This window comes from Paenibacillus sp. FSL H7-0942 (assembly GCF_045040715.1).
Taxonomy (GTDB): Bacteria; Bacillota; Bacilli; order Paenibacillales; family Paenibacillaceae; genus Paenibacillus; species Paenibacillus amylolyticus.
In genome coordinates this window covers 3,592,415-3,608,940 of sequence record NZ_CP150279.1, presented here as the reverse complement: position 1 = coordinate 3,608,940, position 16,526 = coordinate 3,592,415, and the positions used below count along the sequence as shown (strand labels likewise).

Below are 16,526 nucleotides of genomic sequence, written 5' to 3'. Positions count from 1 at the left end.
GTGCTACTCCTCAAAATGATGAGGAATAGCACTTTTATATGCGTACCTTACTTCAGTTGTAATCACTTCTTGTTAATGGAATGCTCAAACATTTCAGTCTACTCTCGTACCGTCACATTTAATTTGTGTGATCTGGTTTCCCCTGAAGAATTACGAAGTACAGCTTCATACTCGTAGATACCGGGTGCCCTTCCAGAGATTGAGGTAACCGCAGACTGTGCACCAGGCGAATGAGATTGCAGCGATTGTGTGTCAATCAATACTCCATTTTCGTAAAGTTCGTATTCGGTTGCGTTTGTTCCCCACCACAGATTCATGGTGACATTATAGTTGCCGTCACCATCCCAGTTGTCGTTCGACAGAACAGCTTGCCCCGGGGAAGCATCCGTGACGATGACTGTCAGTGGAACACTCATGGTTGAACCCAGTGCATTGATCAATTCTCCAGTATAGATATAGGTGCCATTTTTCTTTCCAGTAATATCAACTTGAACAGATTGGGCGGACGGGGATTGATCGACCAGAGAAATTTCCTTAATCAATTCACCATTCTCATACAGCTTGAACTGATTGCCGTTATTCCCCCACCACAAATTCATAGTGATTGTATAGTCTCCGTCTTTGAGCCCCGTGTCGTAACCATTATTATCAGATAACACCGGAGTGCCTGGGGCACCGTTTGCAAGTGGCGTTGTCTGATGGAGCCATTCCTCCCACTTAATCAGCACACTTGTCTGCTCATCCGTAAATACGGTTCCTCTAGCTGCTTGAACGTCATTACCGAAGGATGCAAGCAATTGACGCGCTTTTGCTCCTTCACGATCGTTTGCTGCCTGTTTGGCCTGCTGTAACGTGTTTGTGAGCTGATCAGCAAGAATGCTGGCATTAGGATCGATCGATTCATCAGCAAAGGTGTTGGTCAGATTAATCAGGCTGTCGAATGTAGTAATAACTGCAAAACTATATTCTACCGTCTGTTCCCACCCAGCCAAATCGGAGACGGTTGCCGTAACCTGGTTCAGTCCGGGTTCCAGTGTATACGCAGGAGTGTCGAGAAGCACACCCTCTGGTTCTTCTACACCGGATACCGAATCGGAGGCTGTATAGCCAATTTCCACCTGCTGATCAATGGTGTATTCGGTTTGACCATGAATTTCAATGGTTGGAGGTACGAGATCAATGGATATGGACAAAGACTGTTCGCTCTCTTTGTTACCGTCAACATCGACGCTCCAGTAGGTGATGGTATGTGTTCCTTCTTCAGTTAGGGTCAACTGTGTGCCACTCACCGTTTCGCCACCATTAATTTGATAATAGGTCCCTTCGATATCGGAATCTTCATCGCTTGCTGTGAAGGTTACTTGTGCCGGAGAAGTATACCAGCCGTTCTGCAATTCTCCTTCTACAGTTGCCGTGGTATGCGGGGCTTCCTGCTCCGGAGTTTCCCCTTCCAGCGTAACAAAATCAGATAGCGGTACATTCAATTCCTTCACAAGACGTGCCACGAGTTCAGACACCTTGATTGCACCGTTCATTTGCAAATGTGTATTGTCTTCCGTTGTGCCTACCCACATGAACATAGATTTGGTTCCTTCTGTGCCAAGCTCCTGGAAATGCTCCCAACTGGCTTGGTTCAGATCGATGATAAGCGTTTCCGTTTCCTGCGCCGTTTCTTTCATCGCCTGTACGTATTCCGGGAAGCTTTTGTTCAGCACCTCTCCGGTAAAATCACGACGATTCACTGGCGTGACCAGAACTGGAATTGCCCCTCTCTGCAGAGCACCGTTAATGTATTCTTTCAGATATACCTTAAATTGCTCTGGTGTAAGATAACGCTCTGGACGTGAAGGTGTGGAATCGTTATGAGACCACTGCATGAATAGATAATCGCCTTCTTGAATGTCGAGTAAAATATCGTTGAGATATCCACCGACCAGGAAGGTTTTACTACTCAAACCTCCAACTGCCCGGTTATCAATACTGACTTCATTTGGATCAAAATATTCACCCAACGTTTCTCCCCAGCCCGCTTGCGGACGATAGTTTTCCGCGTAATTGGCCACCGTGGAATCGCTGGCCAAATAAATAACTGGTTTATCACTTGCACTGTGATCTGGCAGTCGCTCCAGCTTCAGCGCATTGATCTTCGGTGCATTTCCGGTAAAGTTGAAGTTAAAGACCCCATCAATCAGGGCAACGTCATACGTGATTTCTTTGAATTCGCCCTTGGCAATGCTTGTAAGCGGCAGCTTTGTCATCTGCTCTACAACGACATTTGCGCTGGTCAATTCCTCCGAATCCCCGATGGTCATCGTTACCCGGTAATTCGCCGGCTCCATTTCCGCCAGGAAAGAGGTACCGTTTACTCGTGTGAAATCTTCCTTGAGCAAATCTCCGGTTTCCCGGTTCTCATCTTTGGTCAGTGCAGTATCAGCAAAGCCGTACCCATTGCCTTCAATGTACGCTCTTTTGGCATCCACCTTGATGTATCCGTCGGCTGCGCCGCCAGAACCAAAGTCAAATTTGTATTCGCTGATCTCTTCGCCCGGTTCCCTTGTTAATGAATCCTTCGCAACAGTTAACATGTTCAACGCATGGTCAACTTGAGCCTGGGTGGCTTCCGTATTAAATATAGCTTCTGCAGCTGCCAAAGCCCGGTTTACCACAGCCTTCGATGCATCTGTATATTCCGACAGATCAATTGCTTTGATCTCATCATACAGAGCGATCAATGCAGTCTGATCTCCATTCTCCGAAGAGAGCTGAGTGCCTTCAATCCGCACGTTGTCGATCTGGGTAGTCCAGTTCAACGTGCCTCCACCGCCTTTTCTCGTTCCCAGGAACCGCATGGATCTGACGTTGTCCGCATATGCGGCGGAACTCAGCGAGATATCTGCAATCGTTTGGGTAACTGTCGGATCGGCTATGTTCGTTAATGTCAGATCCAATGTTTTCTCGGCAAAATTAACGGTTGCATCCACATTGACCCACTGGTTCTTGGAAATATCTGTAGCCGTTCCCCCTTCGGGTATGGCTGTATCCCCTGTGCCGTAGTCTGGGTTATATGCACCAACAAAATAATGAATTTTGGTGCTTCCAGTTTTGGTATACAGCGTGAACAGGGCATTTTCGTTAGAATCCTGTATTGTGAGATGACCTTCTGATGGATAGGCACTCACATTACCGGACTGCCAGTCAAAGTTCACGTTCACCTGATCGCCGTTTACGGCATCGAACAGACGGAATACCTTGGCCCGATTGCCCGATCCGGAACCCGCGACGGACAGTACCTTATTTCCGGACTGGTCAACAACGGTTCCCGTCATGGTTCCTGCAATACCCGTGGCATTGACCATCGCATATTGGTAGTTGGCAGCGTCGCCTTCAAAATCCTCCTCATATAGCTGGGCTTCCGGCTCTGGCTCTGGCTCGGAAATATCCGGGTCGATGACCAGTGATGAAATGCTCAGCTCCATGTCTTTGACTGCACCAGCAACGAGTCCGGCAATTTTCTGTGCACCATAGCTGCTGAAATGCGTATTATCGTTGATCCCATTCGGGTATTTTGGATATTCACCCGGATTAGCATATAGGAACACTTTTTCCGTAGCTGTATTACCAATTTTGTCGTAGTAAGCAATACTCAACTTGCTGAGATCAATCAGCGGCACGTCCTGCTCTTCCGCCACTTCTTTGGCAGCTTGAACATATGCCGGGAAGCTGACGTTGAATTCCTGAGTCACTGTATTAAAATCTCTGCGCCCAACCGGAGTGAGCAATACCGGTGTAGCGCCCCGCTGTTTGGCACCATTTACATAACGAGCCAAGTAAATCTTATAGTCCTCTGGTGATGCGTAACGGTCCGGTATCCCTGCACTCGCGTCGTTATGACCAAAGGAAATGAAGAAGAAGTCCCCCGGCTTAATTCGCTGCAGGGTCGTATCGAGACGACCGTCTACCATAAACGATTTACTGCTTCGGCCACCGATCGCATCGTTCACGACGACTGCCCCATTGGAGAAATAACGTCCGAACTGTTGGCCCCATCCTTCTTGAGGAGCCTGCGCTTCACTGTAAGATTGCATGGTTGAATCACCAGCCATATAGATCGTTGTTGCCGCACCAGCCGCTTTCTCTGGGTATTTCTCGATGCTGACGTCTTGGATGTCTATGGCTGTACCCGTGAAGAGAAGATCGAGCTGTCCATCCACCAATGCAACATCATAGGAATACTCCAGTGGTGCTCCTGCTGTCACATTGGTTAAGGCGAGCTTCTGGACGAATTCGGATTTGACTCCAACGTTCGAGTCATTTGCATCATTGCCCAATCGCAGCGTCACCTTATAGTTTGCATTTGGCAGATCAACAGCAAATGTCGTACCTGTAGCGACCGAGACCTGATTTGCCCCTACCCTAACACCACTTGTATCCTTGAAGCCGTATCCCGGATCTTGTGCGTAGAGCATATCCTGTATGTTCGTACTTCCTGACGCAGTCTCTGTACCGAAATTAAAGCGGTAGACCGGCTCCAGCATTTCAGCTTCGCGGGTCAGAGTCAGATCGGCTTTAGGGAATGCTGTAGCTTCCGCTCCAAGATAAAAGCCGGTATGAGGCGGCTGGTTGTAGGCTACATTTTGCCAGGCTACGCCAAGTCGATATACAGGGTCCTGCATCAGGGTAGGGATGCGATAGTCTGAAGGAATGGTCGTTGTGTAGAGACGATACTCCGAACTATCTTCGCTCCGCAGCAGAAGCTCCTCACGCCAGTCGCCCAGAATGTCCGCCTGAAGTGCCGGATTGCCTTTGGTATGGTTGTTCGTTAACGTACCGGTCGCCCGGAAGATTTCATTCAGCTTTTTGTTTTGGTAATCCCACTTATAGATGAGTGGAATACCTTTGGCTGTGCTATTATCCCACTCATGGTCCAACAGCTCCCGCTGAAGATCTCCATCCCACCAGATGGCGAAATTGGCGGTTTTGGGCCCTTCGTCCACAGTGTAGATAGCCTCTCCTGCTGCAGAATAGGTATTGGTTACAGGTACACTTTGCCCGTTGGTAACGGTCGTGGCCCATGATTCGTAACCTGGATAGTTCGGATCAATGTCCGCCGACATCCCGCGACCGGTGTCAAAACCTGTTTTCTCACCCCAGAGGATTTCACCTGTTGCCGCATCGCGCATCTCCAGACCGTATGCCGCATCAGAATGCTCATGCACGCTTACGACCTGATAGCCCTCCCGGTTCGGATCAAGCTGGCCGGCGTGCATGGCGTCACCGTGGCCGAGTCCAGTGCTGTACAGCAAGCTGCCGTCATCATCAATGGCCAAGGCACCAAACATAATTTCGTCCTTGCCGTCCTTGTCAACATCCAGCACACTTAGATTATGGTTGCCCTGTGATTGATATTGTGATCCTGCTTCGTTTGTATCGAACGTCCAGCGTTTGACGAGTTCCCCGCCAACATAATCATAAGCAACAAGCACTGTGCGGGTATAATAACCCCGGCTCATCACAACACTTGGCTTCGTACCGTCCAGATAAGCAATCGCGCCAAGGAACCGATCTACACGGTTGCCATAGCCGTCACCCCAATCGTTGACGTTGCCTCTTGGCGGATCATAATTCACAGTGGATACAGCCACGCCAGTCTCACCGTTAAACAGCGTGAGATATTCTGGACCTGACAGTATGTATCCGCCGTCGTTGCGATAATCCTTCGTGCCATCACCAATGACTGTGCCTTGGCCATCCTTCGTGCCGTCCGCGGTCTTGACAACAACCTCGGCCTTTCCGTTGCCATCGAGGTCATACACCATTAACTGCGTATAATGCGCTCCGGCGCGGATGTTGACTCCCAGGTCAATCCTCCACAGCTTTGTGCCATCCAGTTTGATAGCATCGATATAGACATTGCCGGTATAACCTGCCTGCGAATTGTCCTTGGAATTGCTCGGACTCCACAGAAAAACAATTTCATATTCGCCATCCCCGTCCAAGTCAGCTACGGAAGCGTCACCTGCATAATAGGAGTAGGTTCCACCATCCTTAGTCCGGCCATCGGCCGGTTTATCGAGAGGGATAGGTAGATAATCGTTATGCCAGACCGATACAACCTCCGGTTGCATTTGCTCTTTGCCTGCAATAACGGTGGAGATCTGATATTGCGAACTGTCGAAACCAGTGGTGTCCACATAGTTGGTCACATCGCTTATGGGAGATGCGTTCACTTTAGTTCCGTTTTTATATATATTAAAAGCGATATCATCTGGGTCGTTGTTTAGATACCTCCAGCTTAAAAAAACGCCGTTGTCTACAAGAACCGCAACCAATCCCCGGTTAAGATACTCTGCTTGGCGACCCGGCAGGCTGCTTGATGACTCTGCACGTATCGGCGTCGGAGGAACAGCCAGTGAAATAACCATAAGGAGTGCTAAAAAAGATACAAACATCGATTTTTGGATGGAAACAGTTCTTCGGATCATTCGATTAACTCCCCCTTATCTAAAAATTCATTTTTAGAATCATCAGTTCGATCCTGCCCAGCTTGTTGTCATATGAACACAATTTACAGCCACCTCCTCTTTATGTTACCGCTTACATTTATCTTACAGGTCTAAAAAAAGACAGACAATCTAAAAAATGTGACGTATTATATAAGATAATTGACTTTTTTAGGAAGGAGATGAAACGATGGTTCATACGGTTTCTTATGCTTTTCGTAATGACGATACATCAATCATGACACTGGACTCTATTGGATGGCAGATCGTTTCTAGCGAGGAATATCGTTGTCCAAGTGATGATAGACCGGACCCGGGGCATGTCGTTTTTCAATACACACTTAATGGCCAGGGTTATCTGGATATTGACAATCAAACGCTCCCTTTACCGAAGGGACATGCCCTACTTGTCAAAATTGCAGGAGAACATTGCTATTACTATAAACAAGAGAACAACGAGCCATGGGAATTTATATGGATCAACATTCGCGGGGATGAAGCTAACCGAATTTGGGATATGATGCATGATAATGAGGGACATGTCATTCGACGAAACGCGGACTCTCCCTTGATTCAAGAGTTATGGCAAATTATCAATTTGATTCATCAAGAGAAGGTTACGGACAAGTATCGCTTGTCCATGCAAATCTATCGGTGGTTGCTTATCCTGGTACAGACGAGTCGGGATGCGGAGAAGGATATCGGTGCCCTATCCATAACAACGATTGAGAAATGTAAAAAGTTCATCCGAGAGAATTATGCATCTCCATTGACGTTGGATCTTCTAGCCAGCCATTGCGATATCAATAAACACTACTTGTGCAGGTTATTTCAGAAATCCGAGAAAACATCACCGCTAGCCTATCTTAAAGACAGACGCATTGAGGTTGCAATCCGACTACTCCGCACAACGGAACTTCCGATTTCTCAAATTGGTCAACAATGCGGATTTGAGAGTCCCAGCTATTTCGGCAAAGTTTTTCGGCAATATATGTCCATGTCGCCCAAAGAATATCGCTTGAATAAGTTAGAGTTTCCTTATGAGGCCATCTATTATGAATAACCAAACCGCCGTTTGCTAGTTGTCCTTGGATTGGGAACTTGCTCTTATACCAATACAATAAAAAAAGCCGCTAGAATAGCGACTTTTAATGGAACTATGTTCTTTGTGTGCTTCGATAATTGCTACACTTATTGAGCGGTGTATCCTCCGTCTATGATCAGGCTATTTCCTGTCATATATGAAGAGTCGTCGCTAGCCAGGAACAGAACGGCTTTGGCCATCTCATCTGCTTGACCCAGACGTTTCATTGGTGTTGCCGCAGAAAGTGCTTGTTTGCTCTCTTCCGGGATAATCGGTGTATCGATGAAGCCAGGGCAAAGGGAGTTCACCCGAATATTCTGCTCAGCATACTCCAGCGCGAGCGAACGAGTCAGGTTTACAACGCCGCCTTTAGCTGCATTGTAGGCTGCAGAGCCAGGCGAACCAACCCATCCGTACATGGAAGCCGTGTTGACGATTGTACCTCCACCAATTTTGAGCATTTCGCGAATCGCTTCACGTGCAACCAAGAATACGCCGTCCAGATCAACATTGACTGTATTGCGCCATTCGGCATAATCAAGCTCATGCGTAGGATGAACACGTCCGATTCCCGCATTGTTGAATACGATATCGACTTGACCAAATGCTTCTACGGTTTGTTTGAAAATCTCAGAAACCTCTTCTTCACTTGTTATGTTTGCTTTAATAAAGAGAGCCTCTGCTTTAAGCGCTTTCAGTTCCTGCTCAAACGCTTTACCTTTTTCTTCATTCAGATCCACCAAGACTACTTTAGCTCCTTCGGAAACGAATAAGCGAGCTGTCGCTGCACCAATCCCGGATGCTCCTCCTGTGATGACTGCAACTTTATCTTGAAGTTTGCCCATGAATAAATCCCCCAGTATAATATTTTGAATAGCGCCTATATAAATAGTGCTATATGATGTTTACAAAACTAATTCTATGCTTAAAATTGTAACAATCCAATCATTAAGATGTGACCAAGTGTCTACCTCGTAGACACTTTATAAAACTATGTCTATATTTATAGGAGTTTTTTTGAATGAATAATGAACTTATTGTGACATCTCAACATCGTAATCGAACCAAGGAGCACCTAAAAACTGCTCTGATTCAGCTCATTAAGAAGAAAGGCTTCCATGGTGTTTCTGTCAAAGACATCGTTGATCAGGCCGGTTATAATCGCAGCACGTTTTATTTACACTACCAGGATAAATATATTCTCGCTGAAGAGTTGTTAATTATGACACTCGAAGGATTGAGGGGCGCAGTAGGCAAACCTTATTGGCACGGTCAAAAGGTTTCAACAAACAAGCTGGATGCCGAATCTTTTCAAATCGTGGATTATATTTACGAGCACCGTGATTTCTTCGAACTGATTCAATACGATGATACGTTACCCGGTTTACATACAGGCTTTCCACAAACCATACTCAAAATCTATCAGGAGCAATTTGTCTTTGAGACGATCAACAACTCCCCAGTGAACATGGACTATTTCAAGTACTATACCGCCTACGGTTTTTTTGGACTATTAAACAATTGGATATTAAGCGGATATCGTGAATCACGTGAGGCATTTATCAAAAACGTGATTGATCTCACCAAAACGCATATTCACTCTTTTCATTATGTCGGTAACACGTTTGAATCTTGATCTCAAGTAAGTTGATTTGTGAACATCACGATGAACGATATGTCTGCTTTAGATAACAGGCTAGTTGCAGATGGAGCAGATGCTCCTGATTACTCAGGGACATGCCCAGACACCAACAGACGCAAAATCACAAGGGGATTTAAAGCAAAATAAAAACGGGCATGTCATTTATACGAGAGGAATAAAAACCTCAAGGTAAATGCATGCCTAATAATAAAAGAGACCATGACACCAGGTGGACAATGTTTTCTAGAGGCAAAATAATTAATGTTTTAGTTTTGTAGAAAATTTTTTAGTACCTGTTTTATTAATTAAAGCAACTTCAAACTCAGATACCCATGTAAGTTCACCTAGATGTCTATCATAGGCAAATTCATCTGGTTGTTCTGATATGACCTTCTCTACAAGTACTTGCGTACCATCACGTTGTAAAATAGATAGGAATATATCCATGCTATCTACATTATGATGACAAATGACTCTAGCATTGTACTTTTTATTAGGGCTCTTCACGTCTTTTTTCCAAGTCCATTCATTTACATAATCTAACTCCTCTATTTGCAAAGCTATCTCCCTAAATGGATCAATATCCCAATTATTACGTAGAGCAAGTTTCTCTATGCCTTCCATTAGCAGGCGAAGCGTAGCCTTTTTTTTCTCCAACTCATTTTTTGCACTAAAGTCATTCAAACTAAATTGGATCGGTACCGAACACACACCAGAATCGTTACCAATCCGTTCATCCGTAATGTTTTCTACACACTCTATTAGGACTTTCCAACAATCTTTCGTTTTGTATTTCCCCAACAGACGTTCATACATCGCTGTAATACAGCGAGTTTCCAAACTAAAAGAGCGTCTTTTCCATTTCCAATTCAACGCATAATCTAATTTTGTTGCTTCGTTGTACTCACATTTTTGTTTTTTCATTATAGATTCAATATTTTCATCATCTACAATATACGGTAAATCCAAATTGAATCCTTTTAGATACATCTGGTTCGCTCCTTAGATTACTCCCGATGGTTAGTGCATTATTAACTTCTATCCAAACTTGAAGCCCAATTTTTGAAGCAATTAAGCATTTCTTCTAAATTTTTTGCTCCCCCTGCACTGTGAAACACTCCATCTCTCACGATACAGTAGAACCAATCTTCTTCATTTCTCTCTTCTTCAATCGAATCAAATGGCACATCTTCTAAATAGGTATCCGTCAAATCGATTTCGACAGACCAACCAGGATTATCCACCGTATCAATTCGCACACCGTATAAATGCTCCCAATCACCTTCACAGTTTTCATAATACCAGCTTTGAATCCATTTTAGGATATCCATCATCGTGACCTCTTTTTTTGTTTTTTCTACTCTAGGGACTTATTATTTAAAGGAATTCTCATGCCATGTTGCATACTTTTTTCGTATGAATTACCTTTTAGTAATAATTTGCTTTTTTTACGTAGGGTATACTTAAAAGCAAGGGGAAAACTTTATTTCAAATCAAGGAGGTCATTATGAATAAAATAATATTGTTTATCTTCATTAGTATGATTATACTTTCGGGCTGTTCTAACAAGGATGAGAAAGAGAATTATCCAGTTTTCGAGGGCACTGTAGTATTTAAAACAGATGAAAATGACAAGTACAAATTTCTTGTTCTTCAAAATGTAAGTAAGGAAGACCTGGAGAATGGAAATCTTGAGGATTTTATAGAATTAGCACAAGACCAGGAAGCTTCGTATTATTTGTTCAATAGAGAAACATATGAAACAATTGAGGTAGGGCAAAGAGTAAGAATTACTACTGGCTTTGACCAACTAGAACCCTCGCCACCCATTAGAACGGTTGTGAGTATTGAAAAAATCAATGATTAAAACTTATTAAATATGAACTATTTTAAGTTATGTATCATTCTCTCATTCGAAATATATTTCCCCATATGATAAAAAGACCTTAACGTTTTAAAGCAAAAGTAAGGTCTCTTTATCATTTTAATTTCAAGATCAGAGTTGAATCACGTGCAGTTAAATCCGACCACCCGGTTCTCTCCTTTTATTACGCGATAAACCCTCCCGAAATTCAGGCAAATCAATACTAAGGCTTTTGAGGTTTTTTAATCATCTCTACGCCGTCAAAGGTAAGGCTATCAATATCCGCATCCTTTTTCAACATATATTTATCAAAGAACGCCTTTGTATAAGAAGTGATAATGTTGCGCTGTTCCATCGCGTCCCGGGTTCCTCTGGATGCTTTATCCGTAGTTGTAAACAAGGAATCGGAGAAGTCACCATGGACTACATTATCAATAATGGCAAAGTAGGTGTCCTTGCTGTTGGATTCAAGAAGAAATGCATTCGTATTATAGGCAAGTACAGTGCTGAGCTGCATGAAGGGTTTCTTAAAATCACTATCCAAGGCACCTAACATATTACCGTCAAGGTTTACAGCGCCGACAAATCGGTCATCGTCACGGCTAACAATTGCCGCTGTCGTTCCTCCAAAAGAATGTCCGAACACACCCATACCGAGATCAAGCTGCAATCTGCCTTTAAACATAGATTCCATGTCACCTGTATTCATTTTGTACAAGTTATCTGCAACATATCGAATATCCTCGCTCTGTAAAACGGCATAGTTAGCAAACTTGACTGCTTCAGGCGCGGAAGTTAATTTGCGAGCAATCTCAATAGCTTCTTCTTCCTCAAGCTTCTCTGTCACAATTTCAGGTGGGGTTAGGGTGGCCGCTTCCATTCCGTATTTCGTTACTTCGTCCATAAATTTCTCTGACATACCCATCGTTCGTCCATCTTTAAGTTTGTACACGCCACTTTCGGCATGGCCGATGGATACCACAATATAGCCGGCGCTTGCCAGGTCTTGTGCGAAAAAAGTGCCTTGCTGTGGGTAAGCGCCTGCGCCATGAACAAAGAATAAAACCGGATATTGTTTTTCCTTTTCAGACAAGGCCAGATCGTCGTAAGACCATGTCTTGAAATTGGAATCAAAAAGCTGCTCACCACCCGCGGTGCCCCCTAATCTAACCAAAAGCTCATCCCTCAGTGAATGAAACTCCGGAAATGCATACTCTGCCGTTGGTTTGCCCTCATTGCTGTCGGACGGATAGAAAAATAATGCTGTCAGTTCTCTTTCTGAATGGTCTGATGCTGTGTACTTGAAGTCCATCTGTGTACGCCCGACCGTATAACTTCCCATTGGTTTCGGAAACTCATTCTGTGCGGAAGCAACGTTATTTTCAGGTTTCGGAATTTCCTCCTGTGTTGAAGTCCCGCTATTAGTGATGCTGCAAGCGGAGAGCATGGTCAGTGAGAGAACAGTTGCCAGAATCGTTGTCAGTCTTTTTTTCATCATTTCTCCTCCAATTTGTATTCATGCAACTATCATAAACGGAGGAGAAAAATAAAAAATCGTACAAAAGGGCAAGACCCAAGTGTACGATCGGGCAAATCTATGAAATGTTTGATTATAAATGCAATATTCCACGCTCTACCGCGACGGCGACGGCCTGCGACCTCGAATCCACACCCAATTTATTGTAAATACTCGTTAAATGAGTCTTTACAGTCCGTTCGGATATGCCCATATCAAAGCCGATCTCTTTACTTCGAGAGCCACGGGCAATTGCTTGAAGCACGATCAGCTCTTTGTCTGTAAGAGATATCCTCACGGAGGATGACTCTTTCGCCTTTTCTGATGTCTTGTGAGCAAATACTTTCTCGCTGATCTCCGGAAGTAGCAACGTTTCCCCCCGCATCGCTGCATCAATCGAGCGAAATATCATCTCTCTTCCCGTGTCCTTTAGCAAATACCCTTTAGCACCTAAAGCCAGCCCGCGGATCATCATTTCATCCTCGTTATATGTAGTCAAAATAATGATCGGTATATCCATTCCTTTAGCTCTGAGCGCTGTCATGGTATCCAGGCCGCCCATTTCAGGCATGTTTAAATCCAATAGAATTATGTCCGGATTGTAAGTATCTACCCGTCGAATCGCTTCCTTACCGTTAGATGCTTCTGCAATTACCTCGTACCTTTGATTGGTTTCCAGGATCAGCTTAAGTCCCTCCCGAACGACGAAATGGTCGTCCACGATAAGAATCTTGATTGTCATGCGTTGGTTTCCTCCTGCTGTAATGGGATGCGAACAGAAACTTGGGTTCCTTGCTTTCCGCTTTCAATTTCGATCTCCCCGTCCATAATTCGAGTTCGTTCATATAAACCAATTAAACCATAACTACCGGATTGTTTCTCGATGAGGTTGGTATCGAACCCTATTCCGTCATCCGTTATGTTTAGCTCGACTTCCTTTTCCCGTGCAGCAACCACGATTTCTACATTCGTAGCATTAGCATATTTAGCTGTATTGGCCAAGCATTCTCGGATGATATGTAAGCTATGTTCGAAGATCAACTTCGGCACCACCAGATGGGGCATCGATAACCGAGTGACAACACAAATCCCTGTTATATGTGAGAAATGTTCAGCCTCTTCCTTCACTGCTTTAGAAATATCTATGACCTCTGCAGAATACGAACGCAAGTCGTCAATTGCGCTTCTCGCTTCTGAAAGCGTGCGCTTTGCTTGGGCTTTTGACAACTGAACAATCTCGTGGGCACGATGGTTATTATCATTTTCTAAATGCGCATCCACGGCATCAAGCTGCATGATAAGACCTGCCAGCCCTTGTGCAAGGGTATCATGTAAATCACGGGCCATCCTTTGACGTTCATTGGCAATCGTTAGCTCCTCCACTTTCCTGTGCGCTCGTTCCAATTCACGTAAAAACGACTGGGTCCGCAATTTGGCACGAACTTGTTTATAGAACAAAGCAGCATAGCCGATTACGAAAAACATGATGAAGAAGAGCGATGGTACTGTAGATGGCAAATCCTCGGTAGTCCCGAGCCAAACCAGGGAGGCAGAAAACAAGGTACAGTAAAAGGTACATACCAGAAGCACCTTCATCCGTTGAGCGTATACGCCAATACTCTGACCGGCCAAAGCCGTCAATAGACTTACAAAAATGAGAGAATGAGCATTAGGCATGAATAACGCACACCCCCAGACAATACATCCTTGTGTCACAAAATAAATCCAGGGTCTTCGATCGACAACGTATCCGGCATACCAATGCAGCAGAATGTGAACCAGAATGAGAACTGTAAACATCATAAATTCAAACCATGTGGGCAACATCGGTAGCTGGGAGTACAATGCAGAAAAATAAATCAGAATGCCCCAGATCAAAGCAGGCAGACGAGAATCACGCAGAACATTTTGAATATCAGATCGGGAGCTTGTATACGGTTTGTTTATCGAATAATCACTCATGCTTGATCACCTCTATCAGGTACTATCTCAAAACAATCTTCCTAAACACAAAAAAACGGTACATTACTGTACCGATCATTATCTCACTCCATCTATGTTAATGTACGAAGTGTCTCGAAGTCCAGCCCCAGCAGAATCGTCACAATTCCACGCAGCCTTCCTGTTCCGCACTATGCCCTGTTCCTTTACTTCTGCGAGCATATATTCCTCTATTCTTGCTGCTTTACTTTCCATGTTCATTCCATGCTGGTTTCCATTTTTGTCACTAACGCTATCAACTGATCATATGGAATAATGTGCCTTTTTAAAGACCGTCACATGTTTTCCAATACACCAGCTGCATGCTTTGTTTCTTTATACATAAAGTAATCAAAATCGGCATGTTTTCGGGTTCCACCTAGATCCTGCACACAAAGACCGATATAGGTTCCCGTAAACCGGATATACTCCGGAGATTCATCGGACAGATGTGTGATATCAACCCACCCGCCTGCTGTATTCCAGGATGAATCAGTATTTAACGCATAATAAAAGCGGGCGCGATCTTGATCCACCACAACCTTTAAACGGAGCGTGCTCACCAACTCTAGCGGAATATCCTCCAGCAGTTCGTCGTATACCCCGTATTTGGACTGAATGATCCCCAGGCAGAGCCCTTTCTCCTCATGATAAGTTACACGTAAGTAGAGATAGTCCTGGGTATCGTAGTACAAAATCAATCCGGCCATTTGCTGTGGATGGTCCGGCGCAAATTCCAGACACGTCTCGGCTTCACACTTCAAGGCCTGAAGTCTCCGTGCGATCATGCTTTGCCTGTGCGTTGAACTCATCGACTCCATGCCGTGCAATCGTATGTAACCGGGACGTTCCGTCAAGCTGAGCCAAGTCGAATCGGGTGGAATGCGAAGTGTATTCCAATCATGCCGAAGCTCAAAGTGATCAAAGTCATCCATTTCAGCAATCGGCTCAAACGGATGGGACTGGATCATCGGTGCAGGCACCTGAACCTCCGGATATCGGTCACCGCTCGCAAGTCTCAGCCAGCCGTCCTCACTCCACGTACATGGCTGAAGTGCGGTCTCACGTCCAAGAATGCAATATTTGTGCTGAACGGGTCGTCCGACCAGATGAGCCATGTACCATTCGCCGGTATGCGTTTCGACCAGACTACCGTGGCCTGCCTTTTGCATAGCTAAATCCGGTCTGCCGTATGAAGTGAGGATCGGATTGGCAGGATCGACCTCATAAGGACCTTGTAACGTACGGGAACGTGCTGAGGTAACCGCATGCTCATAACCGGTTCCACCTTCAGCCGTAATGAGATAATAATAGTCCTTGTGTTTATACAGGTGGGGTGCTTCGGTCAGGCCTAATTCTGTTCCCTTAAATATGTTCATGGCCGGTCCGATCAGCTTATGTTCCTGGACGGAATATTCCTGAAGAACGATGCCTGCAAACCGATTTTTGCCCTTACGGTGATCCCATATCATATTGACCAGCCACTTACGCCCGTCTTCATCATGAAACAGGGAAGGATCAAAACCGCTGCTGTTCAGATACACCGGATCGGACCAAGGGCCCTCGATATCCGTTGCTGTCACAAGGTAATTATGGGTATCTTTAAAAGCGCCTACCCGGCTTTTGACATCGGTGTAGATCAGGTAAAACACACCGTTGTTGTAACTAAGACAGGGTGCCCATACGCCTCCGGAATTAATGTTGCCCTCCATGTTCAACTGCGTTACACGAGTCAGCGGAGAAGCGATGGGCCGCCAATGAACCAGATCCCGGGAATGGTGAATTCGTACACCAGGGAACCATTCAAAGGTGGAAGTGGCGATATAATAATCCTCCCCTGCTCGGCAGATGGACGGATCGGGATGGAAACCGGGCAGGATGGGATTGGTGATCATTTTCTTGATCTTATTCATGGAAGAAACCTCCGGTATGAAAGTAAT

Annotated in this window: 11 protein-coding genes; 3 read left to right on the top strand and 8 right to left on the bottom strand. The window is 45.0% G+C overall.

Features of this window, described 5'->3' with window-relative positions; all coding sequences use genetic code 11:
- Positions 1-98: 98 nt before the first annotated feature.
- Positions 99-6,482, bottom strand: coding sequence for a GDSL-type esterase/lipase family protein (locus MHI48_RS16025; protein ID WP_405141031.1), 6,384 nt, complete (start codon positions 6,480-6,482; stop codon positions 99-101).
- 208 nt (positions 6,483-6,690) lie between these two features.
- On the opposite strand from MHI48_RS16025, the gene MHI48_RS16020 reads away from it, so the two are divergent.
- Positions 6,691-7,563, top strand: coding sequence for an AraC family transcriptional regulator (locus MHI48_RS16020; protein ID WP_076327513.1), 873 nt, complete (start codon positions 6,691-6,693; stop codon positions 7,561-7,563).
- 128 nt (positions 7,564-7,691) lie between these two features.
- On the opposite strand, the gene MHI48_RS16015 is transcribed toward MHI48_RS16020, so the two are convergent.
- Positions 7,692-8,429, bottom strand: a complete 738-nt coding sequence (locus tag MHI48_RS16015; RefSeq protein WP_047843148.1) for an SDR family NAD(P)-dependent oxidoreductase — start codon at positions 8,427-8,429, stop codon at positions 7,692-7,694.
- 176 nt (positions 8,430-8,605) lie between these two features.
- Between MHI48_RS16015 and MHI48_RS16010 the strand changes: the two genes are divergently transcribed.
- A complete protein-coding gene (locus MHI48_RS16010; protein WP_036615461.1) occupies positions 8,606-9,220 on the top strand; it encodes a TetR/AcrR family transcriptional regulator in 615 nt (204 codons plus the stop codon).
- A gap of 264 nt (positions 9,221-9,484) precedes the next feature.
- Here MHI48_RS16010 and MHI48_RS16005 read toward each other — a convergent pair whose 3' ends face one another.
- Together MHI48_RS16005 and MHI48_RS16000 are read right to left on the bottom strand one after the other, a co-directional pair.
- Positions 9,485-10,216 carry a hypothetical protein gene (locus MHI48_RS16005; RefSeq protein WP_076327514.1) on the bottom strand — a complete coding sequence of 244 codons (732 nt, stop codon included), beginning with the start codon at positions 10,214-10,216 and terminating at the stop codon, positions 9,485-9,487.
- Between the two features lie 41 nt (positions 10,217-10,257).
- Positions 10,258-10,560, bottom strand: coding sequence for an immunity 53 family protein (locus MHI48_RS16000; protein WP_245838040.1), 303 nt, complete (start codon positions 10,558-10,560; stop codon positions 10,258-10,260).
- A 173-nt stretch (positions 10,561-10,733) separates the two neighbouring features.
- Here MHI48_RS16000 and MHI48_RS15995 point away from each other — a divergent pair, with 173 nt between their 5' ends.
- Complete coding sequence (locus MHI48_RS15995; RefSeq protein WP_076327516.1) at positions 10,734-11,093, top strand: DUF3221 domain-containing protein; 360 nt, start codon at positions 10,734-10,736, stop codon at positions 11,091-11,093.
- 220 nt (positions 11,094-11,313) lie between these two features.
- On the opposite strand, the gene MHI48_RS15990 is transcribed toward MHI48_RS15995, so the two are convergent.
- The 4 genes from MHI48_RS15990 to MHI48_RS15975 form a co-directional block, all read right to left on the bottom strand.
- Entirely contained in the window at positions 11,314-12,588 is a 1,275-nt protein-coding gene (locus MHI48_RS15990) for a choline esterase (RefSeq protein WP_245838043.1), read from the bottom strand.
- A 112-nt stretch (positions 12,589-12,700) separates the two neighbouring features.
- On the bottom strand, positions 12,701-13,348 hold the full coding sequence (locus MHI48_RS15985) for a response regulator transcription factor (protein WP_076327517.1): 648 nt from the start codon (positions 13,346-13,348) through the stop codon (positions 12,701-12,703).
- On the bottom strand, positions 13,345-14,568 hold the full coding sequence (locus tag MHI48_RS15980) for a sensor histidine kinase (RefSeq protein WP_076327518.1): 1,224 nt from the start codon (positions 14,566-14,568) through the stop codon (positions 13,345-13,347). The genes MHI48_RS15985 and MHI48_RS15980 overlap by 4 nt, the downstream gene beginning before the upstream one ends.
- 314 nt (positions 14,569-14,882) lie before the next feature.
- The gene (locus MHI48_RS15975; RefSeq protein WP_083677346.1) at positions 14,883-16,499 is read right to left on the bottom strand and encodes a glycoside hydrolase family 43 protein; all 1,617 of its coding nucleotides are present in this window, start codon (positions 16,497-16,499) and stop codon (positions 14,883-14,885) included.
- Positions 16,500-16,526 lie beyond the last annotated feature (27 nt).